The sequence below is a fragment of the Novosphingobium sp. BL-A-28-Hi1-0D genome (assembly GCF_055521755.1).
On the sequence record NZ_CM145502.1, the window covers coordinates 3,438,762 to 3,459,027 of the forward strand.

The 20,266-nt window shown below is 62.3% G+C and carries 22 protein-coding genes and 2 tRNA genes; 16 read left to right on the forward strand and 8 right to left on the reverse strand.

Annotated elements, in window-relative coordinates:
• Positions 1-86: 86 nt before the first annotated feature.
• From ACZ1JW_RS16600 to ACZ1JW_RS16630, 7 genes are all read left to right on the forward strand, one after another.
• The gene (locus ACZ1JW_RS16600) at positions 87-1,133 is read left to right on the forward strand and encodes a rod shape-determining protein (protein ID WP_144907129.1); all 1,047 of its coding nucleotides are present in this window, start codon (positions 87-89) and stop codon (positions 1,131-1,133) included.
• 63 nt (positions 1,134-1,196) lie between these two features.
• Positions 1,197-2,102, forward strand: a complete 906-nt coding sequence (gene mreC, locus ACZ1JW_RS16605; protein WP_465125653.1) for a rod shape-determining protein MreC — start codon at positions 1,197-1,199, stop codon at positions 2,100-2,102.
• Positions 2,099-2,653: a rod shape-determining protein MreD gene (locus ACZ1JW_RS16610; protein ID WP_465125652.1), complete on the forward strand. Its 555-nt coding sequence runs from the start codon at positions 2,099-2,101 to the stop codon at positions 2,651-2,653. The genes mreC and ACZ1JW_RS16610 overlap by 4 nt, the downstream gene beginning before the upstream one ends.
• A gap of 2 nt (positions 2,654-2,655) precedes the next feature.
• On the forward strand, positions 2,656-4,773 hold the full coding sequence (gene mrdA / locus ACZ1JW_RS16615) for a penicillin-binding protein 2 (RefSeq protein WP_465141376.1): 2,118 nt from the start codon (positions 2,656-2,658) through the stop codon (positions 4,771-4,773).
• The gene (gene rodA / locus ACZ1JW_RS16620) at positions 4,773-5,888 is read left to right on the forward strand and encodes a rod shape-determining protein RodA (protein ID WP_465142800.1); all 1,116 of its coding nucleotides are present in this window, start codon (positions 4,773-4,775) and stop codon (positions 5,886-5,888) included. Before mrdA ends, rodA begins: the two co-directional genes overlap by 1 nt.
• 78 nt (positions 5,889-5,966) lie before the next feature.
• Positions 5,967-6,042, forward strand: a tRNA-Lys gene (locus ACZ1JW_RS16625).
• Between the two features lie 46 nt (positions 6,043-6,088).
• Positions 6,089-6,164: transfer RNA gene (locus tag ACZ1JW_RS16630), tRNA-Lys, on the forward strand.
• Between the two features lie 67 nt (positions 6,165-6,231).
• On the opposite strand, the gene ACZ1JW_RS16635 is transcribed toward ACZ1JW_RS16630, so the two are convergent.
• Positions 6,232-7,050 carry a GDSL-type esterase/lipase family protein gene (locus tag ACZ1JW_RS16635; protein ID WP_465141377.1) on the reverse strand — a complete coding sequence of 273 codons (819 nt, stop codon included), beginning with the start codon at positions 7,048-7,050 and terminating at the stop codon, positions 6,232-6,234.
• 241 nt (positions 7,051-7,291) lie between these two features.
• Between ACZ1JW_RS16635 and ACZ1JW_RS16640 the strand changes: the two genes are divergently transcribed.
• Positions 7,292-7,633 (forward strand): putative quinol monooxygenase, encoded by a 342-nt coding sequence (locus ACZ1JW_RS16640; protein WP_465125648.1) that lies wholly within the window; start codon positions 7,292-7,294, stop codon positions 7,631-7,633.
• Between the two features lie 68 nt (positions 7,634-7,701).
• Here ACZ1JW_RS16640 and ACZ1JW_RS16645 read toward each other — a convergent pair whose 3' ends face one another.
• Positions 7,702-10,632: a TonB-dependent receptor gene (locus ACZ1JW_RS16645; protein WP_465141378.1), complete on the reverse strand. Its 2,931-nt coding sequence runs from the start codon at positions 10,630-10,632 to the stop codon at positions 7,702-7,704.
• Between the two features lie 388 nt (positions 10,633-11,020).
• On the opposite strand from ACZ1JW_RS16645, the gene ribH reads away from it, so the two are divergent.
• Positions 11,021-11,440 carry a 6,7-dimethyl-8-ribityllumazine synthase gene (gene ribH / locus ACZ1JW_RS16650; protein WP_465125646.1) on the forward strand — a complete coding sequence of 140 codons (420 nt, stop codon included), beginning with the start codon at positions 11,021-11,023 and terminating at the stop codon, positions 11,438-11,440.
• A 4-nt stretch (positions 11,441-11,444) separates the two neighbouring features.
• On the opposite strand, the gene ACZ1JW_RS16655 is transcribed toward ribH, so the two are convergent.
• Genes ACZ1JW_RS16655 through ACZ1JW_RS16670 form a run of 4 tightly spaced genes read right to left on the reverse strand, consistent with a single transcriptional unit; the run spans position 11,445 to position 14,737 of the window.
• Entirely contained in the window at positions 11,445-11,972 is a 528-nt protein-coding gene (locus ACZ1JW_RS16655; protein WP_465141379.1) for a DUF1254 domain-containing protein, read from the reverse strand.
• Positions 11,969-12,568: a DUF1214 domain-containing protein gene (locus ACZ1JW_RS16660; RefSeq protein ID WP_465125644.1), complete on the reverse strand. Its 600-nt coding sequence runs from the start codon at positions 12,566-12,568 to the stop codon at positions 11,969-11,971. Before ACZ1JW_RS16660 ends, ACZ1JW_RS16655 begins: the two co-directional genes overlap by 4 nt.
• The gene (locus ACZ1JW_RS16665) at positions 12,558-13,649 is read right to left on the reverse strand and encodes an Rv3169 family protein (protein ID WP_465141380.1); all 1,092 of its coding nucleotides are present in this window, start codon (positions 13,647-13,649) and stop codon (positions 12,558-12,560) included. The genes ACZ1JW_RS16660 and ACZ1JW_RS16665 overlap by 11 nt, the downstream gene beginning before the upstream one ends.
• Positions 13,649-14,737 (reverse strand): phosphotransferase family protein, encoded by a 1,089-nt coding sequence (locus ACZ1JW_RS16670; RefSeq protein ID WP_465141381.1) that lies wholly within the window; start codon positions 14,735-14,737, stop codon positions 13,649-13,651. The genes ACZ1JW_RS16665 and ACZ1JW_RS16670 overlap by 1 nt, the downstream gene beginning before the upstream one ends.
• A gap of 143 nt (positions 14,738-14,880) precedes the next feature.
• Between ACZ1JW_RS16670 and ACZ1JW_RS16675 the strand changes: the two genes are divergently transcribed.
• Both ACZ1JW_RS16675 and ACZ1JW_RS16680 read left to right on the forward strand, forming a co-directional pair.
• Entirely contained in the window at positions 14,881-15,156 is a 276-nt protein-coding gene (locus ACZ1JW_RS16675; protein ID WP_465141382.1) for a hypothetical protein, read from the forward strand.
• Positions 15,157-15,367: 211 nt separating this feature from the next.
• Positions 15,368-15,895: a MarR family transcriptional regulator gene (locus ACZ1JW_RS16680; protein WP_465141383.1), complete on the forward strand. Its 528-nt coding sequence runs from the start codon at positions 15,368-15,370 to the stop codon at positions 15,893-15,895.
• A 62-nt stretch (positions 15,896-15,957) separates the two neighbouring features.
• Here ACZ1JW_RS16680 and eno read toward each other — a convergent pair whose 3' ends face one another.
• Positions 15,958-17,244, reverse strand: coding sequence for a phosphopyruvate hydratase (gene eno, locus ACZ1JW_RS16685; RefSeq protein WP_465141384.1), 1,287 nt, complete (start codon positions 17,242-17,244; stop codon positions 15,958-15,960).
• Positions 17,245-17,468: 224 nt separating this feature from the next.
• On the opposite strand from eno, the gene ACZ1JW_RS16690 reads away from it, so the two are divergent.
• The 5 genes from ACZ1JW_RS16690 (at position 17,469) to ACZ1JW_RS16710 (ending at position 19,559) form a co-directional block, all read left to right on the forward strand.
• A complete protein-coding gene (locus ACZ1JW_RS16690) occupies positions 17,469-18,050 on the forward strand; it encodes a hypothetical protein (protein WP_465141385.1) in 582 nt (193 codons plus the stop codon).
• A gap of 28 nt (positions 18,051-18,078) precedes the next feature.
• A complete protein-coding gene (locus ACZ1JW_RS16695; RefSeq protein WP_465141386.1) occupies positions 18,079-18,459 on the forward strand; it encodes a phage holin family protein in 381 nt (126 codons plus the stop codon).
• On the forward strand, positions 18,456-18,740 hold the full coding sequence (locus tag ACZ1JW_RS16700; RefSeq protein WP_465125636.1) for a hypothetical protein: 285 nt from the start codon (positions 18,456-18,458) through the stop codon (positions 18,738-18,740). Before ACZ1JW_RS16695 ends, ACZ1JW_RS16700 begins: the two co-directional genes overlap by 4 nt.
• Before the next feature lies 1 nt (position 18,741).
• Positions 18,742-19,242, forward strand: a complete 501-nt coding sequence (locus tag ACZ1JW_RS16705) for a hypothetical protein (RefSeq protein ID WP_465141387.1) — start codon at positions 18,742-18,744, stop codon at positions 19,240-19,242.
• Positions 19,243-19,337: 95 nt separating this feature from the next.
• Positions 19,338-19,559 (forward strand): DUF4170 domain-containing protein, encoded by a 222-nt coding sequence (locus ACZ1JW_RS16710; protein ID WP_465141388.1) that lies wholly within the window; start codon positions 19,338-19,340, stop codon positions 19,557-19,559.
• Between the two features lie 153 nt (positions 19,560-19,712).
• Here the strand turns inward: ACZ1JW_RS16710 and greA are convergent, their stop codons facing one another.
• Entirely contained in the window at positions 19,713-20,189 is a 477-nt protein-coding gene (gene greA, locus ACZ1JW_RS16715) for a transcription elongation factor GreA (protein WP_144901217.1), read from the reverse strand.
• Between the last annotated feature and the right edge of the window lie 77 nt (positions 20,190-20,266).

Here is a 20,266-nt window from a genome sequence, read left to right on the forward strand (position 1 = left end):
CTAATGAGCCGCCTTCCCGGGCGCACTTTCTGGAGGGGTCTGGCGCGTGCCCGTGCGTCAAACCGCAGATTATCACGGATTTCTAGATGGCTTCGATCTTTTCCCGATTCTTCAAATTTGGCTCGCAGAACATCGCGATCGACCTCGGAACGGCCAATACGCTGGTCTATGTCCAGGATCGCGGGATCGTACTGAACGAACCTTCCGTCGTCGCCATCGAGACGATCAACGGCATCAAGCGCGTCAAGGCCGTGGGCGATGACGCCAAGATGATGATGGGCAAGACCCCGGACAACATCGAGGCGATCCGCCCGCTGCGCGATGGCGTGATCGCCGACATCGAAGTGGCCGAGGAAATGATCAAGCACTTCATCCGCAAGGTGCACGGATCGAAGAGCCTGCTGCGCTACCCCGAAATCGTGATCTGCGTGCCCTCTGGCTCCACCAGCGTCGAGCGCCGTGCAATCCGTGACGCGGCCAGCAATGCCGGTGCCAGCCAAGTCTATCTGATCCTCGAACCGATGGCTGCGGCGATCGGCGCCGACATGCCGGTGACCGAACCGGTCGGCTCGATGGTTGTCGACATCGGCGGCGGCACGACCGAGGTCGCCGTGCTTTCGCTGCGCGGCCTTGCCTACACCACTTCGGTGCGCGTGGGCGGTGACAAGATGGACGAAGCCATCGTGTCCTACGTGCGCCGCCATCACAACCTGCTGATCGGGGAAGCCACGGCCGAGCGCATCAAGAAGGACTACGGCATCGCCACAGCTCCGGCTGACGGCATCGGCGAAACGATCCACATCAAGGGTCGCGACCTTGTGAACGGCGTGCCCAAGGAAATCACGATCACGCAGGCCAACATCGCCGAAGCGCTGTCCGAACCGATCGGCGCAATCGTCGAAGGTGTGCGCATCGCTCTGGAGAACACCGCGCCGGAACTCGCGGCCGACATCGTCGACCAGGGCATCGTGCTGACCGGTGGCGGCGCGTTGATCCGCGGCCTGGACGAGCATCTGCGCGAAGAGACCGGCCTGCCTGTGAGCGTTGCCGAAGACCCACTTTCGTGCGTGGCGCTCGGCACCGGGCGTGCGATGGAAGATCCGATCTATCGCGGCGTGCTGATGACGGCGTGAAGCTGGACGGTTACGGGTTGCATCGCAGCGCCGAAAAGCGCTGCGGCTTGAAGGGGTGAACGGATGGCGCGGTCGCAGGACCGGCGCCCGGGCTATTCGCGCAGGGCGCAGTACGGGATTTTCACCGGCTACGTGATCGCCATTCTTGGCGTCGTGGCGGGAATTGCCGTGCTCGTGACATCGCTGATCAATCCGGATGCATTCTCCTTTGCCCGCAGTGCTGCTGCAGAGGCAGCGCGCCCGCTCGGACGGGCAAGCGCGGAAAGCCGGTCTACCGGTCAAGGCGTGTTTGCCGCGGTCGGTGCCTATTTCAATGCAGGCCGGCAGAATGCCGAACTACGCCGCGAGGTTGAGGCCGCCCGAGCGAACGCGGTATCGATGCAGTCATTGCAGGACGAGAACCGGCGGCTCAAGGCACTGCTCGGCATTGTCGATCCTGCCCGCAAGCCTGTCGCCACCGCCCATCTGATAGGATCGACTGCGGCAAGCACGCGCCGCTTTGCCATCATCGATGCGGGATCCGCGCGCGGCGTGCAGCCGGGACAGCCGGTCCGCGCGGCCTCTGGCCTGATCGGGCGGGTGATCGAGGCTGGCCCCGGCACCGCGCGCGTACTTCTGGTGACCGATCCCGACAACGTGGTGCCGGTCAAGCGCGCAAAGGACGGGCTGACGGCCTTCGTTCAGGGTGCATCGAACGGGCGCATCGACATCCGCCTGATCAACCAGGGCGTGAACCCGATCCGCAAGGGCGATGTGTTCGTCACGTCCGGCTCCGGCGGACTATATCCCCCGGGCATCCCTGTTGCCGTTGCCACCGATCCGCACCGTGATGGAGCGACCGGTCATCTTGCGGCCGATCCGGCCGACAACGAGTTTGTGGTCGTGGAGACCGCCTACAGCGGCGAAGCGCACACGCAGATCGAGCAGATCGAGAAGGACGGCGCGACGAACGCCGCACCGGAGCAGTGAACCTGCGTCATCTGGACGAGACCGGGGAGGTCTTGGCCCGCAAGCGGATCAATCGCGCGCCCCTGCCCCTGCTCGCCGTCGGACTGCCCTGGGCGACGATTATGCTGGCCTCTATGGCGAGTTTCTCGCCAATAATCTCATCGGCCCCGGTGATGCCCCCGCTTGCCTACATGATGATGCTGGCATGGCGGATGATGCGGCCCGGCATGCTGCCATTGTGGGCAGGCCTGCCGCTCGGGCTTTTCGACGATCTCTATTCCGGGATGCCGTTCGGTTCGGGGGTCGTGCTTTGGTCGGGCACCATGCTGGCCATGGAACTGATCGACGAAAAATTCCTGTGGCGCGGGTTTGCTCAGGACTGGCTCGCGGCATGCGCTCTTATCGCAGCCTATCTGTTCCTCGGCTCCGTGCTGGCGGGCATCGCGACCGGCTACCCCTTGCCGTTCGTGATCCTGCCGCAAACGCTCGTCTCGCTTGCGCTCTATCCGGTCGTCACACGCCTTGTTGCGCTGTTGGACCGGGTGCGGCTGTTGCCACTCAAAAGGCTCTGAGAATGGCAGCGAACGGCGGTGGAAGGAACTTCGCGGGCAAATCGAGCCTGCCGGTAACGTCCGCTATCCTCACCAACCGCTTCGAGCGCCGCACTTTCGTGCTGGGGACCCTTCAAGCAGGGGTTGGCGTACTGCTGGCGACGCGTCTTGGATATCTCGCCGTCGCCCAAAACGAGAAGTATCAGGCGGCGTCCGAAAGCAACCGCGTCAACCTCACGCTGATTCCGCCGCGCCGTGGCTGGGTGCTCGACCGGTTTGGCAAGGCGCTCGCCGCGAACCGCGCCGACTTCCGCGTCGACCTCATCCCCGACCGCGTGGACGATCCCGACAAGACGATGGCAACGCTGGCAGGCCTGCTCTCGCTCTCGCCCGACAAGGTCCGCGATATCCGCGACAAGCTCGACAAGGCGCGCGGGTTCCAGCCGGTCGAAGTCGCTTCCAGCCTCGACTGGGACAAGTTCGCCGCGGTCTCGGTGCGCCTGCCCGAACTGCCGGGCGTGATCCCGCAGCGTGGCTACTCGCGCTACTATCCGGCGGGCGCTTCGGTGGGGCACTTGGTCGGCTATGTCGGCGCCGCCTCGGCCGAAGACTACGAAAAGGAGCGCAATCCGCTTCTGATCACGCCGGGTTTCAAGATCGGCAAGGACGGCCTCGAAAAGCACTTCGAGACGCGGCTGCGCGGCGTTCCCGGTGCGCGGCGCGTGGAAGCGACGGCCTCGGGCCGCATCGTGCGCGATCTCGGCACCCGCGAGGACGTGCCGGGCAAGCCGATTGCGCTGACCATCAACGCCGGGCTGCAGGACTATGCGGCAAGGCGCATCGGGCTCGAGTCCGGCTCGGTCGTGGTGATGGATTGCGAGACGGGCGATATCCTTGCGATGGCCTCGATGCCCAGCTTCGATCCCAACAGCTTTTCCGATGGCATCGGCCGCGTCGAATGGAAGATGCTGTCCGAGGACGACCATGTGCCCTTGCGCAACAAGGTGTTGCGCGGGCTCTATCCGCCAGGGTCAACCGTCAAGCCCATGGTCGCGCTGTCGTTCCTCGAGGCCGGGCTTGATCCCAATGCCACGGTCAACTGCAGTGGCGGCCTGCGTGTCGGCAACCGCGTGTTTCACTGCTGGGAGCGCCGCGGGCACGGCACAGTGGACATGGCCAAGGGTATCTACCAGTCATGCGATGTGTACTTCTACCACTTCGCGCAGAAGATCGGGATGGACAAGATCGCGGCCATGGCGCGCAGGCTGGGTCTCGGGCAGGAATTTCCGATGCCCTATCCCGGCCAGTCTTATGGCACTGTGCCGGACCCCGCCTGGAAGATGCGCAAGTACAAGAAGGAGTGGGCGCTCTACGACACTGTGAACGCAACGATCGGCCAAGGGTACATGCTGGTCAATCCGCTGCAGCAGGCAGTCATGGCATCGCGCATCGCCTCTGGCCGTGAAGTGATGCCCCGGCTCCTGCTTGACCGCAATGCGCCGCCGGTGAAGTCGATGGGCTTCAGCCAGGCGCATCTCGATTACATCCATGCGGCGATGAGCGAAGTGGTCAACGGGCGCGGCACAGCGGGTCGGGCGCGGCTGCCGGTCGACAACGTGCTGCTGGCGGGCAAGACCGGCACGGCGCAGGTCGTCGGGCTCAATATGGGCAATGGCAAGGGCGGGATCTGGAAGTACCGCGACCACGGGCACTTCATCTGCTTCGCACCGTTCGACAAGCCCAAGTATGCCTGCGCGGTGGTGATCGAGCATGGCGGCGGATCGAGCGCTGCCTACCCGATCGCACGTGACGTGATGACCTACATCTTCGCACCCGACAAGGCGATGGCCGTGCTCGAGGAATTCGAGAAGCAGTGGGGTGGCAACGTCCAGCAGCGCATGGCCACGCGCTACAATGCCTTTGCGGCGAAGTACGGCGGCTCTGCGCCAAAGCCGGTGCCGGACGACGAGGACCTCACCGAGCAGGTCGAGGTCGGCAATCGCGCGGCACCAGAGCCTGCCACGGCGCAGACCGATGCAGCCACGCCGGCACCGGAGCCTGAACAGCCCAGGTCGGCACCAGCCGTCGCTCCGGCAGACGCTTCGCCCGCAATGTCACCGCCCGTCGCAGGAGGGCAATGATGCCTCAGGCTTACGTCCCGGCCGCGATTGCGCGCCAACCCTGGGGCGTCTTGCTGCCCCTCATGGCGTTGGTGAGCTTCGGAGCAGCGGTGCTGGATTCAGCTGCGGGCGGACGGTTCGAGACATGGTCGATGTCGCATCTGCTGCGCTTCGTGGTCTTCCTTATGATGGCCATGGTCATCGCGCGGCTGCCCCAAGACCTGTTCCGCAGGATGGCCTTGCCGGTCTACGGGGTGCTCTGCTTCCTGCTCATACTTGTCGAACTGATCGGCGGGATCGGCGGCGGGAGCCAGCGCTGGCTCAATCTGGGCTTCATGACGTTGCAGCCTTCGGAACTGATGAAGCCGGGGATTGTGCTCGTGCTCGCCTGGTTCTATTCCGTGCTGCCCATCGGCGAGACGCAAGGCTGGCGCGCGCTCATTCCGGCAGGCTTGCTGCTCGGCCTGCCTGCAGGCCTCGTCATGCTGCAGCCTGACCTTGGCACCGGCCTTGCCATAACCTTCGGCGCTGTGGTCGTGATGTTTCTTGCAGGGCTCCCGTTGCGCTGGTTCCTAGGTGCAGGAGCGGCAGGGTTGGTTGCCGCACCACTGGCGTTCTTCTTCCTGCTGCATGACTATCAGCGCAACCGAGTCCTCGTGTTCCTCGATCCGGAAAGCGATCCGCTAGGCACCGGATATCACATTACCCAATCCAAGATTGCCATCGGATCGGGCGGAATCATCGGCAAGGGCTTCGGCAACGGATCGCAGAGCCATCTCAATTACCTGCCGGAAGCGCACACCGACTTCGTGTTCGCCACAATGGCCGAGGAATGGGGCATGCTTGGCGGATTGTTCGTCCTGATCGTATTCGGGCTGATTTTCCGTTGGGGCCTGAAAGTCGCCACAAACGCGCCCGACCGGTTCTCGCGACTGCTCGCGGCGGGCATGACGATGACCATCTTTTTCTACATGTGCATCAACCTGATGATGGTCATGGGGCTGGCTCCCGTTGTGGGCATTCCGCTGCCATGGATGAGCCACGGCGGATCCTCGATGATGACGAACATGATCTGTGTCGGCACGATCATGGCGGTGGAACGCTGGAGCCGGAACGCTCCACGCAGCCTGTCCTGAAAAACGCAAATTTTGGGCTTGGCAGCCGTCAGAAAATCGCTATTGGGGCGGCTCCCGAACGGGAATGCCTGATGGCATGGACGCATAGCTCAGTTGGTAGAGCAGCTGACTCTTAATCAGCGGGTCCTAGGTTCGAGCCCTAGTGCGTCCACCACCATCGCCTTCCCCTCACCGCCACCAAGCGGTTCCTTGCCGGGTACGGACGCATAGCTCAGTTGGTAGAGCAGCTGACTCTTAATCAGCGGGTCCTAGGTTCGAGCCCTAGTGCGTCCACCACTCCACATTTTCCGCTCTGGTTCCAACCTCGCGTGCAGCGGTCGGTTCGACTGTCGCACTGCTGGCATCATGAATTGCCCGGCTTAAGGAAGGCGACAAGACGATCCCGCCAGACCCGGTAGCCATCCCGGCTTGGATGCAGAGCGTCGTTGAACAGATCGCGGCGCTGGGTGCCCGTAGCGTCGACAAAGCCGCTATAAAGATCAAGATAGGACATGCCGTTTGCGGCAGCATAGGCGCGCAGCATGTCATTGACGGGCATGACCAGATCGCGGTTCTTCGTGGCAGAGTCCGTCGGAAGCAGCGACTGTATGACGATCCTCGCATCGGGCTTGCGCTCGCGGATACGCGCCACGACAGCGAGCACGCCATTGTAGATGCTTGTGGTCGCGGGACTTTCGGAATCGAACGAGTTGTTGATGCCCAACATCACGAAAATCGTGGCGGGCTTCAGATCTGGTCGGTCAAGCCACCCCTGCCCACCTTGCGCGACTGGAAGAAGGCGATGGAGCACATGCTCGATGCGATCGCCCGACACGCCAAGATTGATCGCGTTTAGTTCGGGCGATGTCCCTGCGAAGGTTTCATCCCAGATTGCGCGACCGCAATAGAGACCGGGAAACCAGGGATTGGCATCGAGGTGCCAGAAGTCGGTGATAGAGTCTCCGACAAAGGCGATGCGGACGGGCTCGAGGCTCTTCTCGCTGGCCAGTTGCAGATCGATCTCCGTTGCGCGCTTCTGCCAGTAGTCGACTCTGGCGACCGGTCGCTCTGACGTGAACCGGGTGGCGGTCTGCGAAGGAGATGTTTCGGCGAAAGCAGCCACCGGAGCAATCTGGGAGACCGCCATCGAGAGGCCTGCAAGCCATAGCCCGCTTTTCGTCATCACCTTGATCCCCCGTACTATGTTTTCGGATGACGAGGCTAACAGCCACCGTCCCGACGGCAAGCTGGCGACATACGTATACAGCCGGCGTGAGGCCTGTGCGCCACTCTACGGCTATCCGGGGATGTGACGGCACAGGAGCTCGAAATTCTGATTTCACCGGTCCACCTGATGGAAACGCCAATTCCGGGGTGATCATTGTCCACCTAGACCATGGCCAACGCGAACAGGGAGAACAGGCATGGAGCGGGTGACACTTTGGGGCTGGATCGACTTCGAAGGGAAGGACGCGGCGGACATCGTCCGCGGAGGCGCGCAGTTCATCCTGCCGACCTACGAAGAGCGCGGCTGCATCCACTATGTGTGGAATGCCGATCCGCTGAAGCCTCACCGGATCTGGGTGTTCGAGGAATGGGACAGCGTCGATGCGCTGGCCGAGCATCTGGAAGGACCGCTCTACCGCGCCATGGCCGGATACCTTGCCGAAGCAGGAATGACGGGGGCCGAAGTGGACAAGTATCGCGTAACGCAGAAGCAGCCCGTCTATGACGGAAGCGGCGTTCCACGCGCCCAATTCGACTGATCAAGAAAAAGCGCCGGAACCCCAAGGGTCCCGGCGCAAGGTTTTCGCGTCTGGTTCGACGTCGAAGCTTAGAACTTGAAGCCGGCGGCCACACCATAGCGGCGCGGCTCCAGCGTGAAGATGTTGGTGAACAGACCCGACGACTGGTCGGTGACGTAGAGACCGGTCGTCGCGTTGTTGTTGCCGATGTTCTGGATGTAGCCGCGCACGTACCAGCGGTCATCCTTCCCGTTCAGCTGGATCTGGGCGTTCATCACGTCGTAGCCCTTGATCCGGTTGATGTTGCCGTTGAAGATCGTGCCGTAGCTTTCACCGGTGTAGTTGATGTCGAAGCGCGGCACGATCGTCATGTCGCCCATCTCGATCGTGTACTGGACGCCTGCCGACCACTTGAACTCAGGTGCCTGCGGGAGCTGATTGCCCTTCACGTTCTTCTCGATGCCCGAGCTGACACGGATGCCACCGAAGGCTGTGCCAACCGGACCGGCTGCCTGGGCTGCGAGAGCCCCGCAGATCGAGAAGGCACCGGTCGTGTTGGTGCCTGGGATCGGCGTAGTGCCGCGAAGGCCGACGCCGCCATTGATCGCGTTCACGAAGGCATTGGCTGCAGCTGCGCTGGCACCGGTGACGGCGCAGTTCGAACCGAGCGTGATGTCCTTGATGATAACTGTATCGGAACGACCAGCCGAAACGTCGCGGGTATCGACGAAGAACTGGTCGCCGACGACCTTGGTCTTGAGGTAGCTGGCCGACATGTTGACCAGCAAGTGGCGGGTCGGTGCCATGATTGCTTCAGCTTCGAGGCCATAAATGTTGGCATCGATGTTGTCGTTGACCGAGGTGCGCGCCGTGATGCGGCTGAGCTGCAGGTCCTTGTAGCGGTAGTAGAACGCCGAAAGGTTGAGCTGCAGTGCGCCGAACCGGTTCTTCGAACCGAGTTCGAACGCGTCGACAGATTCCGGCTTGAACGAGTCATTCACGGAACCGACCGAAAGCGGCGGGTTGATGCCGCCCGACTTGTAGCCGCGCGAGTAAGACAGATACACCAGGTTGTCCGGAGTGATCTGGTAATCGAGCACGGCACGGCCGGTGAAGCGACCGAAGCTGACCGAGCGTTCCTGGAAGGCTTGAACGCCAGCAACACCCTTGTCGAAATCCGCTCCTGCGAAGTTCAGCGCCTTTTCAAGCGATTCTGCCCCGACGAGAGCATAGATCGCCTGACCGCCGGCAAACTCGCTAGACCGACCGTCGCTGAGCAGGGTCGTGCGGGCGCGAGTGAACTTCTTGTCGTGGTTGTAGCGAAGACCGAGGGTCAGCTTAACCTTGTCGCTGAACTTGAAGTAGCTCTCACCGAAGATGCCGTAGCTGTCGAGCGTACCGCGATCGGTGTTGCTGCGGAAGAACGGCGACGGACGGAACACCGCGTTCGGGCCGAAGGCTCCGGTGGTAGCGGCTGCGGCGCCAAGCAGGCCGGCTGCGTAATCGAGGCCGAACGAGTTGACGTAGTAGCTGTTGTTCGTCGTGACGCCACGCAGGTAGTTGGCACCGATCAGGAAGTTGAACATGCCATCAAAGTCGGAGTCGATGTGCGCTTCAGCCGCGTACTGCTTGTAGGTCTGGCTCGATTCGTCGAAGTCGAGCGAGGTGTTGGCGCAGATTGCCTTGTTGCCGGCGCCGTAGACACCGACATTGTTCGGATCGATGTCCGACTGGCAGATCTTGCCCGTCGGACCGTTCGGGATCAGACGTGCAGCGATCGGGGCGAAAGCGAAGCCCAGTGCAGGGCTCTGCGCAAAGGCGGCCAGCGCATATAGCCCCGGATTGCCGACAAGGCTGCGCTCTGTTGCAAGATTGTAGTCCGTCCGGCTGCGAACTTCGTTCTTCGAGTAGCCGGCAGTCACATTCAGCGTGAGGCTATCGCCCAGTGCCTGCTGGAGCTTGCCCTGGTAGACTTCTTCCTGCGCAAAGTAGGTCGGCAGGTAGTCGATGTTGACGGTGCGGACATCTGCCGGGTTCGTAGCACCGGAGAAGTTGTCGCCATCATCGGCATAGATGCTGCCCAATCCAAGCGGCGCAAATGCAGGCGAGACCGCGATACCAAAGAATTCGCGCGAGCTGAGCAGTGCGGCGAGCGTAGAGTCCGCATTGGTCGTCTCGTTGGCGAGCTTGTCGGGCAAGCAGCCAAGGACGCCGGTCGGGTCACGATGGCAGAGCTGCTTCTGGACGCGGCTGCGGCTGTCGTTCTCGCGGAAATAGTATGCCGACAGATCGATCGTGGTGTCGGGGCTCGGCTCCCAGCGCAGCGAACCGCGGAACGCATACATGTCGCGACCGTCGATCCGGCTGTTCGTGCCGATGTTGTAAGTGTAACCGTCGCGACGGTTGTACATGCCGGCAAGACGGACACCGAGCGTCTCGCCCAGCGGCACGTTGACCATGCCCTTCAGGCGGACCGAGTTGTAGCGACCGTAGTCTGCTTCGCCCGCTGCACCAAAGCCGGACAGGTCGGGCTTTGCGGTGATGACGTTGACCACGCCCGAGGTTGCGTTGCGACCGAACAGGGTTCCCTGCGGACCGCGCAGCACTTCGATGCGTTCCAGATCAAAGAATTCGGTTTCGAACAGACGGCTCGACACCATCGGCATATCATTGAGGTGGATGCCGGTTGCGGCATCGCACGAAACGCCGACGCAAAGGTCACCAATGCCACGGATGGTGAAGCTCGACGAGGTGAAGTTCGTCTTGGTGAACGTGACGTTCGGCAGCGAGAGCTGCAGGTCGGAGGAGTTCTGGATCTGCTGCTTGGTCAGGTTTTCGGCAGAGAATGCCGAAACGGCGATCGGCACGTCCTGCAGCGACTGGGCCTGGCGCTGCGCGGTAACGATGATTTCTTCAAGACCAACATTTTCGCTAGCCGATTGCGGCGCACTCTGGGCGAAAACCGGTGTAGCGACGGCTGCGGCGCACACGCCCGCAAGCAGGGAAAGCTTGCCCCTCATAGTCAGACCTCTCTCTCCAGCGGCACCCGTCATTGACCGCGGGTTGCCTGAAGGACAGGACATAACTTCGACGATTCTTTGTCAACCGGATAATTAAAAATGCGGGTTTCCGTAAGGGAAGGTCGTTGCAGACGTGACCATTTTGGCAACGATTGCATAAAAATGTATGACATCATGATGACATTCCCAGCTTGATGGCAACATCATAATGTGACAAATGACGAATCATGTCACTGATGCGTCATTTAGTTGTCCGAATCATTTCCAGCCACGAGACCGGTGCGCGAACGTTACACTGCGCATCGGCGTAGCAATTGACTGGACACGTCTGTAAGGCTCCGCCTGCGCGAACTGCGCCCCCCACAGTTTTTCCCGAGGACCGTTTTGCATGGCCAAGTTCCTGATCGTCGAAGCCCGCTTCTATGACCACCTCAACGACATGCTGGTGGCAGGCGCAAAGGCGGCGCTGAAGGCAGCCGGACACAAGGTCGAGGTCATCACCGTCCCCGGCGCTCTCGAGATCCCCGGCGCGATCGCCATGGCCGACCAGTCGGAAGACTATGACGGCTTCGTCGCCATCGGCGTGGTGATCCGCGGCGAAACCTACCACTTCGAGATCGTCGCAGGCGAGAGCGCGCGCGGCATCATGGCGCTGACGATGGACGGCCTCGCCATCGGCAACGGCATTCTCACGGTCGAGAACGAAGCTCAGGCTCTGGTCCGCGCGGACCCTGCGCAGAAGGACAAGGGCGGCGAAGCGGCCAAGGCGGCGATGGCCCTCCTCGCCCTGCGCGAACGCTGGGGCTGATCGCCTAGCCGAGAGGCGCGCAGGTATCCAACCGGCGCGCCTTGTCTGCCACTTCGAACGCAGCCTGCGTTGGCGCCAGCCTGCGGTCGAGGATGATGCCACGGGTCGTCGGTGTGGTGATCACAGGCTCTTGGCCGGGATGCACCAGCTTATGTTCCTTCTGAAGAACGAAGCGTATCCCCTTGGGGCTCCGGATGGAATCCATCACGGCGACATTGTCGGTGTTCCCGGCAAAGACCGACACCGAGACATAGCCACCGCCGGGCGTCGCGGGAACGTCAACCAGTATCGGCCCGTTCGATAGATCATAGACGCAGCTGGCATAGGCCAGGTCCGGCGAAGGCCGCACCACCCAGCGCGAAGCCGAGGTCGTGCGATCCGAAAAGCGGAATGCGTTGATCAGCTTCCCGTCTTCGGAAAGTTTTGTCATCGCCAGATGCATGATCGCGTTGGGGGCGAGGAAGATCGTGCCCAAATGCCCGATCCCGGCCGCCGCGACTAAGGCGAGCAGATAACGCAACGCGGGCTTCATTGTGGATCTCCGCAAGAGACGCGCTCCACCTTGGGGAACGGTATGGTGCCGAAATCCTGCTGCGCCTGGGGTGTGGGATTGTAGATGCGCAAGGTCAGGTCGAACTTTCCAGCCTTGCGGGTGGAAAGCCATGGCATCGCCGGATTACGGCTTGGTCCCGCCTCTGCCTGCCATGCTCCGTTCGCATCCGGCCGGACTTCCGACGCATCGACCGAAAGGGCATCGTCGTTGTTCTCCGGCAGGTAATCGTCCGCCGCATAAGCGGTTATCGACCACCAGCGCCCCGGTAGCGGCCCGCCCGAGAGCCGATAGTGACACCCCTCGCGCAAGGGCTCACCCAGATCATCGACCTTGCGCGTGAAGTAGATCGCCTGGCTGCGATTGAGCGCCAGCAACCCGGTCAATGCCACGCGTGCGCGCAACATGGGGCCAGCCTCGCTGGACCCAGTCACCCGGCTTCCCGACCAGCCCATGTGCTCTTCGCTGCCCATGCCGAAATGCTTCATCGACACGAACGCAGACGCCGCTCCCGCAAACAGGCCCAGCGTGATGACGCCCGCCAGTTTGAGCGCGGAATACCTGCTGCTAGCCGGCATCGAAGTACTCCTTCAGTCCCCACGGCTCGTAGGGGCCGATCACCAGTTGCTCGAACCCGCCGATCCCGACCTCCCCATCGCTGGTTGTGACGCGCGAGATCATCTGCACGTGCAGGTTCTCGAGGCTTGGAACCATCGGATCAAGCGTGGCGAGCAGGAAGTCCTCGCGTTCAACGGCAAGCGCTCCATGGTACAGCCCGTGACCCCACTTGGGACTGGTGTACCCCAGCCCGCGCATCTGGAAGCGCAGCACAGGCTCGAAAGTCAGTTCGAGCGGCCCCTCCGGCCGCTGCACCGTGAGCGTGCCGCTGGCGGGCCAGCGTGTGCCCGGCTGCATCGGGGATGTCATCCCGCATGAGGGTGTCTCGTAGAAGCCGTCATGCCCTGCCCCGTCCGGCGCGATGACGGCCCGCGTGTTCCACGGCGCGCCACGACGGTCGGCATTGACGTGGAAGAACAGGCTGCGGGTGGGCAGATTGACCGGGGTCCACTGCCAGAAGAAGCTGCTGACCACGCCGTGTCCGTGCGGTTGCGCGTCGGACGTTCCGACCGGACGCACGCCCCAGCTGCGGTCCCGCGTGCCGCAGGTGCCGGGCGCAAGATCGGTGCGCTTGCCGTCGATCTCGATCCAGCCGGTGTAGTGTCCGTTCTGGGTCAGACGCGTGTAGTCCATGAACGTGCGCGGACCGATCCGGTAAGTGAAGCGCGGCTCCTCGATCGGGAACGCACGACCGGTGAAGGTCAGTTCGGCACTCAGCCCTTCCCCGGAGACTCTTACCAGCAAGACCTTCAACGGCTCGATCACCTCGATGCTGATCGGCCCCACGGTCAGGTCGAAGCGCTCCATGTTGAGTTCGCGCGAAGCATGAAGATTGTGCTGTACCCCATCGCGAATGCACGAGAAATGCGCATCGGCAACATTGAGATGCGGATAGATTCCGAAGGCGACCGCAAAGAAGCCAGAGCCATCAGGCGCATAGCCATTGAAGAAGTACCGATCGTAGAAGTTCCGGTCGGTCCCTGAATAGGCCACCGGCTCGGGCGTCTGGTGCAGCGGAAAATCGTCACCCTTGGTCAACATCAGGCGTGCTCCATCCGGCGCTTCAAGGCACCAAGGCTGTCATGTTCGAGCGCAAGTTCGCAGGCGCCCCGCGCCATCGACAGGAAGTTCGCATCGCCCCGTTCGGTGCGCACCACGAAGGCGGCACTGAATACGGCGGTCGACACCCCATGCAGCGCGCCGATGCGGTAATCGTCCCAAATGCCCTCGCGCGTCAGCGGGACCCCCAGCCTGGTCATCTCGGCGCAATACAGGTCCAGAAGCGCCGCTTCGTTCGGACGCCGCAAGGCAGACCCCGTGCCACAACCGAGGAAGTAGCCGATGTCGGTCAGCCCGCAGCCGACCGCAGAAGTCTGCCAGTCGACCAGCGCGATCGGCTCTGCGCCGCCCCTGATCCCGAACAGCATGTTGTCGAGCCGGAAGTCGCCATGCAGGAAGCTGCGGCTCGAATGCTTGCGGTCGAACCAGAGGTCGAGGTTGTCGTTCAGCGTCTCGCAAATGGCCATGAGTTCGGGCTCAAGCAGATCGGCGTAGCGCTCGTGAAAGATCGCCTGGGCTTGGGGATAGAGCGCGCGCAGTGAAGCGCTGGCCTGCGGATCGAGCTGCAGCCATTCCGCGTCAAGCACCGGATGATCGCGAGTCGGCGCATGAAGGGCAGCGGCCTGAAGCATGGCCTGCTCGGCCTCCGCCAAAGTGCAGCCAACCAGCTGATTCCCAGCCGCGCATGGTCCGAGGTCTTCAAACAGCAGCACGAAATCGCACCCGTTCGCGTCAAGTTCGGCCGCGTGGACCTTCGGAACCCGCATGGCCGAAAGCGAAGCGACCTCGCGGTAGAACATCACCTCGCGCGAATAGAGCGAGAAGGCCGCTGCAGTCTGGCGGCTAGTGGGATCGCTCGACGGGAACTTGGCCGCGACCGACGTCGGTGCCCCGTTCGTCTCGCCATCGTATGACAGCGTGAAGCGGGCGGTATCGCCGACCTGCCCTGTCCCGATCGAGACCCACGCGATGCTTCTGATCCGGGCATCACCGAGCAGCCCGCCCCGCGCGAATTGCGCCTCCAGCCAAGCCGCATCGACCTCATCCGGCCGCGTCGGAAAATCAGCCATCTCTTGTCTCCCATGGTCAGGCTGACAGAGACTGCAGGCCTTTGGAAGAGGCATTCAAATGACCGATTAACTCAGGTCACTCCGGAACGCCCGACAACGCCACCGGTTCGGTCTGCATAAGTTCAGCGAGCAGGAGCGTGAGAATGGATGGCCCAATCGAATGGATCGCAGCAATCGGCACGATCATCGCTGCCGCGCTCGTCGCGGCAGACATCGGCCGTCGGTGGACCGGATGGGGCTTCGTTTTGTTCATGGCCGTTTCGATCACCTGGATCATTTCCGGCGCTTTGAATTCGGCCATATCACTGGTGATCCAGAATATTGCCCTGCTGGGAATCAATGGTTGGGGGGTCTGGCGCTACCTGTTGAATCCGGATCGGAGCCAACTCCCAGCCAAAGGCAGCAAAATTGGTCCGTAACGGCGGTATAGTCTTCCGAGATAGATCGAGAAACTTCGCCAATACTCTGCTTTGGCTGGAAATTTACGCAAGAAGTATCCTGATTAAGCGAGATCGCTAAGGGCAATCACGGATGGTTCTAGCCCTCAGGTTAGCCAATGTCGTGTCTGCCATGACCGTTGGGCGAACGGTCGCGGCAGCGCAATAGGGGTTGCGCCACAGGGGTGCGGAGATGGGCAAGGAACAACTGAGATCGAAGGCACGGCGGCTCATCGCAACCGCCAATGAATTGCTGGCCATCGCACACGAACTGGAATTGAGCGAAGGCGACGGCCGCACCGAGGAGGTGGCCAGCGCGCACAGCGTCAAGGACAGCCCGGTCTGGGCAGAGGTTGCGCGCACGGCCTATCGCGACAGACGACGGCGAGCGAACATCTTCCGCGATGCGACCCTGTTTGGAGAACCTGCCTGGGACATCCTGCTCGACCTGTTCATTGCGGCCAAGGAACGTAAACGCCTCCCCGTAACCAGCGCCTGCATCGGAGCAGCGGTCCCCGCCACGACGGCGCTTCGCTGGCTGACCGTGCTCGAGGACAAGGGGCTCATCCTGCGCGAGAACGACATGAGCGACGCGCGACGCGTTTTCGTGCGCCTTTCAGCCGATGGTTACGAGAAGATGGTGGCCTATTTCTCTGAGGTCGCAGGCGACATGCGCAGCGAAGAGAACGTGGAACCACCTTCCCTGAGGGTCGCCCACTAGGGCAGACGCAAAAAAGGCGGCCTCCGGAAGGAAGCCGCCCCTTTGATACGTCAATCGAACGATCAGGCGCCGAGACGACCGAACGCTGCCTTGCCCGCGTAACGCGCCGAAACGCCCAGTTCTTCCTCGATGCGGATGAGCTGGTTGTACTTGGCGAGACGGTCCGAACGGGCGAGTGAGCCGGTCTTGATCTGGCCGCAGTTGGTCGCAACCGCGAGATCAGCGATGGTCGCATCCTCAGTCTCGCCCGAACGGTGCGACATCACTGCGGTGTAGCCGTTGCGCTGCGCGATCGAGACGGCCTCGAGCGTTTCGGTCAGCGAGCCGATCTGGTTGACCTTGACGAGGAGCGAGTTCGCCAGCCCCTTGCCGATGCCCATTTCAAGGCGCTTCGGATTGGTCACGAACAGGTCGTCACCCACCAGCTGCACGCGCTTGCCAACCTTCGCGGTGAGCGCGGCCCAGCCTTCGAAGTCGTCCTCGCTCATGCCATCTTCGATCGAGATGATCGGATAAGCGTCGCACAGTGCGGCGAGGTAATCGGCCATGGCGTCGGGCGAGAGCGAGAGGCCTTCGCCGCTGATCTCGTACTTGCCGTTCTTGAAGAACTCGGTCGCGGCGCAGTCGAGCGCGAGCATCATGTCCACGCCCGGCTTGAACCCGGCCTTTTCGATCGAGGCCATCACGAAATCGAGCGCATCGCGGGTGCTGGCAAGGTTCGGGGCAAAGCCGCCTTCGTCACCCACTGCGGTTGCAAGGCCCTTCTCGTGCAGGCCCTTCTTGAGGGTGTGGAAGACTTCGGCGCCCCAGCGCACCGCCTCGGCAAGCGAAGGTGCGCCGACAGGCATGATCATGAATTCCTGGAAGTCGATCGGATTGTCGGCATGTTCGCCGCCATTGATGATGTTCATCATCGGCACCGGGAGAACATGGGCCGCAACGCCGCCGACATAGCTGTAGAGCGGCAGGCCACGCGCATCGGCCGCAGCCTTTGCCACGGCAAGGCTGGTGCCGAGGATAGCGTTCGCGCCAAGACGGCCCTTGTTCTCGGTGCCATCGAGTTCGATCATCGCAAGATCGACGTCGCGCTGGTCTTCGGCGTCCATGCCGAGGATGCATTCGGAGATGTCCGAATTCACCGCGGTCACGGCCTTGGTCACGCCTTTGCCGAGGTAGCGCGACTTGTCGCCGTCACGCAGTTCGACCGCTTCGTGGGCGCCGGTCGACGCGCCCGATGGCACAGCGGCGCGGCCAAAGCTGCCGTCTTCCAGCAAAACGTCGACTTCGACCGTGGGATTGCCACGGCTGTCGAGAATTTCACGCGCATGGATGTCGATGATCGCAGTCATGGTCTGCTCCCTGCTGGCTGGCGATAAATAGACGCCAAGGTTTGGCGCGGCTCCTATCGGCTGGAACCGTGGCAGGCAAGCCGCGTTTGCAGTGCAGCATACCTATCCGGGGCGGTCATTGAGAGCTAGGCTCTTGCAATGAGCGCCAAGGGTCTAGCAAGATGGCGAAGACCGCCCATATCGAGGGTTCACAACCCGCGCGAACAGCCGAAGGGATACAAGACATGGCCGAGACCACGATGACCCCCGCAGACGCTCCCAAGAAGCGCAGCACCAAGAAGAAGATCGATGACGCGGTGATGGCGGCAACGGCCTCAGCCGAAACGGTGGCGGAATCGGCCAGGGGTCGTTTCAGCAAGGCGATCGAGGAAGCCAAGGCCGGTGCCGAAGCACTGAAGGGCGAAGCTCTCGAAAAGGGCGCGGCTTACAAGGCGAAGGTCAGCGGCACGACCTCTGACTGGGTCGACGAAGCCAAGGTCTATGCAGGCCAGGCCAAGGAAAAGGGTGCCGCCCTCGCCGTCGAAGGCAAGGCCCGCGCCAGCGATGCCTTGGGGACGCTCGGCAAGACCATTTCGGACACTGCGGCCACCATCGATGAAAAGCTCGGCGTCCAGTACGGCGACTATGCGCGCAGCGCCGCACGCTCGATCCAGGAAACCGCAGCCAAGCTCGAAGCCAAGGACCTGGGTGAGCTGGGCGAGGACGTGAAGGAATTCGTGCGCAAAAGCCCGGGCGTCGCCATCGGCGTTGCCGCGATCGCAGGCTTCGCCATCGCGCGCCTGCTCTCGGGCGGATCGGACGACTGACGGCGTTGGCCCGGAAGGCCCGCGTCCGATGAGCGAGACGGAAACCATCGAAGCTACCCCCGAGACCGCCGCCGATGAAGGCATCGGCGGCGCGATCAGGGCGCTGATCGAAGACGGGCAGACGCTCGTCGAGGCGGAGATTGCCTATCGCAAGGCGCAGGCTAGCTACGGCTTGGGCGAGGCCAAGGCGATAGTCGTGTTGCTTCTACTCGGACTTGCCTTTGCCTTTTTCACACTGCTCGCGCTGGTCGTTGGCCTGCTCCTGGCCCTCGCGAGTTACGTGGGAGTCTGGGCTTCGCTCGCGATAGTTGGGGGAGTGTTGGGAATTCTGGCGGCTATCTGCCTCGCGCGGGCGGTCAAGCGAATGAGCCATGCGAAACAAGCACTTGGCGGAGTTTCGCAGCCATGAGCGACCCGGCAACGCTCAAAGCGGCCCGCGCCCTGCGCGACGACGCGCTCGCCGTGTTCAAGGGCGATCTCGACATAGCCAAACTGGAGGCTTCGCCCAAGCGCGTGAAAGAGCGCGCGCTCGACGAAGCATTCGAAATGATCGACACTGCCCGCGAAATTGCGGGCGAGAACAAGGCCGTAATCGGCGCGACGCTGGCAGCATTGCTCGCATGGTTCCTGCGTGAACCTTTGCAGCAACTGATCAAACGCGGCGCCGATATGGTCCGACCTGGAGATTGACATGCAAGACGACCTGACCCCGCCCGAAGCCGAAACCCTGCGCGACAAGGTCGACGCGGCCAAGGCACGGCTTGCCGCTCGTACGGAAAGTTCCAAGTCGATACAGGCAGTTAAGGGTCTGATCGAAGAGCATCCGGTCGCCTCGGTTGCCGCAGGCATCCTGCTCGGTGCACTCGTCGCACGCGCCCTCCCCCGCCTTGGTGGCAAGAGCGATGCGGCCAAGGATGCGGCCGGGGGCTTGCGCAAGAGCGCGGCGGGCCTGGCATCCGTCGCTGGAAAGCTTGCCATCGACTACGCCACCCGCGCCCGCGATGCCGGTCGCGACGGGTTGCACAAGGTTGAGGAAGTATCGGAAACTGTTGGCGAAAAGATTGCCGGCAGCACGGAAGATGCCCGTCGCAGGGCCATCGACCTTTCCGAAATCGTCCGTTCCGCCGCGGTGGAGGCGAGCGAAGCTGCTCTGCGCAAGGTCAACGAACTGACCTCGCGCATGAAGCATTGACGCAAAAGCCGCCGAATACGACTATCGCTCACTTGCGCGGACCCGTGCTTTTTGTCAGTGGCGCTGACGAATCCTCCCCAAAGGAATAGTCGCCAATGCAAAAGCTGCACCTCGTTATGGGCGGGCGGGTCAAGGACCCGCAGGGCCTCGAATTCGTCGACCTCAAGGCTATCGATGTCGTGGGCGTTTTTCCCGACTATGCCAGCGCCGAAGAAGCATGGCGCGGCGCGGCGCAGCGCACGGTCGATGACGCCGAGATGCGTTACGTGATCGTGCACCTGCACCGCCTGCTCGAACCGGAACTCCCCAAGGCCTGAGCGCGCACCAAAACAAAAAGGCCCCGGATCGCTCCGGGGCCTTTTTTGTTGGGCTCATCATGCTTCGACAAGCTCAGCATGAGCGGGGCTTTTCGGCCTCAAGTCACCCCGAACCGCTCATCCTGAGCCTGTCGAAGGATGGACCCACGAACGTCAGATAAATTCGATCTTCTGGACCAGATAGAACTTGTCGCCTGAGGGAACCGTAACTTCGATTTCCTCGTCGACCTTGCGACCGATCAGCGCCTTGCCGAGCGGCGAGTTGTAGCTGATCATGCCGTTCTTAGCGTCCGCCTCATAGGGGCCGACGATCTGGTACTTGACCGGCTTGTCGTCCTCGTCGAGCAGCGTCACGGTTGCGCCGAAGATGATCTTGTCGCCGGAAAGAGTCGACGGGTCGATGATCTGGGCGCGGCTCATCCGATCTTCGAGATCGGCAATCGTCGCCTCGACCTGGCCCTGACGCTCCTTGGCGGCGTGGTATTCGGCGTTTTCCGAAAGATCCCCATGCGCGCGCGCTTCCTCGATCGCGTCAACGATCAGGGGGCGCTCCTCGCGCAGCGCCTTCAGCTCCGCGACAAGCCTTTCGTAGCCTCCCGCAAGCATCGGCAGCTTTTCGACACTCGCCATCCGTTAAGCCTCTTTCCTGTCACGCGCCCGGGTTGCCGCTACGGCATCCACGGGAAAACCTGTCCCCACCGGTCCTG

Coding starts and splice junctions, on each gene's coding strand:
- ribH (WP_465125646.1), top strand. CDS start 11,021: ATGGCCAAGTTCCTGATCGTCGAAGCCCGCTTCTATGACCACCTCAAC.
- ACZ1JW_RS16695 (WP_465141386.1), top strand. CDS start 18,079: ATGAGCGAGACGGAAACCATCGAAGCTACCCCCGAGACCGCCGCCGAT.
- mreC (WP_465125653.1), top strand. CDS start 1,197: ATGGCGCGGTCGCAGGACCGGCGCCCGGGCTATTCGCGCAGGGCGCAG.
- ACZ1JW_RS16705 (WP_465141387.1), top strand. CDS start 18,742: ATGCAAGACGACCTGACCCCGCCCGAAGCCGAAACCCTGCGCGACAAG.
- ACZ1JW_RS16700 (WP_465125636.1), top strand. CDS start 18,456: ATGAGCGACCCGGCAACGCTCAAAGCGGCCCGCGCCCTGCGCGACGAC.
- greA (WP_144901217.1), bottom strand. CDS start 20,189: ATGGCGAGTGTCGAAAAGCTGCCGATGCTTGCGGGAGGCTACGAAAGG.
- ACZ1JW_RS16640 (WP_465125648.1), top strand. CDS start 7,292: ATGGAGCGGGTGACACTTTGGGGCTGGATCGACTTCGAAGGGAAGGAC.
- ACZ1JW_RS16600 (WP_144907129.1), top strand. CDS start 87: ATGGCTTCGATCTTTTCCCGATTCTTCAAATTTGGCTCGCAGAACATC.
- ACZ1JW_RS16660 (WP_465125644.1), bottom strand. CDS start 12,568: ATGCCGGCTAGCAGCAGGTATTCCGCGCTCAAACTGGCGGGCGTCATC.
- ACZ1JW_RS16670 (WP_465141381.1), bottom strand. CDS start 14,737: ATGGCTGATTTTCCGACGCGGCCGGATGAGGTCGATGCGGCTTGGCTG.
- ACZ1JW_RS16690 (WP_465141385.1), top strand. CDS start 17,469: ATGGCCGAGACCACGATGACCCCCGCAGACGCTCCCAAGAAGCGCAGC.
- ACZ1JW_RS16710 (WP_465141388.1), top strand. CDS start 19,338: ATGCAAAAGCTGCACCTCGTTATGGGCGGGCGGGTCAAGGACCCGCAG.
- ACZ1JW_RS16665 (WP_465141380.1), bottom strand. CDS start 13,649: ATGTTGACCAAGGGTGACGATTTTCCGCTGCACCAGACGCCCGAGCCG.
- mrdA (WP_465141376.1), top strand. CDS start 2,656: ATGGCAGCGAACGGCGGTGGAAGGAACTTCGCGGGCAAATCGAGCCTG.
- ACZ1JW_RS16655 (WP_465141379.1), bottom strand. CDS start 11,972: ATGAAGCCCGCGTTGCGTTATCTGCTCGCCTTAGTCGCGGCGGCCGGG.
- ACZ1JW_RS16645 (WP_465141378.1), bottom strand. CDS start 10,632: ATGAGGGGCAAGCTTTCCCTGCTTGCGGGCGTGTGCGCCGCAGCCGTC.
- rodA (WP_465142800.1), top strand. CDS start 4,773: ATGCCTCAGGCTTACGTCCCGGCCGCGATTGCGCGCCAACCCTGGGGC.
- ACZ1JW_RS16635 (WP_465141377.1), bottom strand. CDS start 7,050: ATGACGAAAAGCGGGCTATGGCTTGCAGGCCTCTCGATGGCGGTCTCC.
- eno (WP_465141384.1), bottom strand. CDS start 17,244: ATGACTGCGATCATCGACATCCATGCGCGTGAAATTCTCGACAGCCGT.
- ACZ1JW_RS16675 (WP_465141382.1), top strand. CDS start 14,881: ATGGATGGCCCAATCGAATGGATCGCAGCAATCGGCACGATCATCGCT.
- ACZ1JW_RS16680 (WP_465141383.1), top strand. CDS start 15,368: ATGGGCAAGGAACAACTGAGATCGAAGGCACGGCGGCTCATCGCAACC.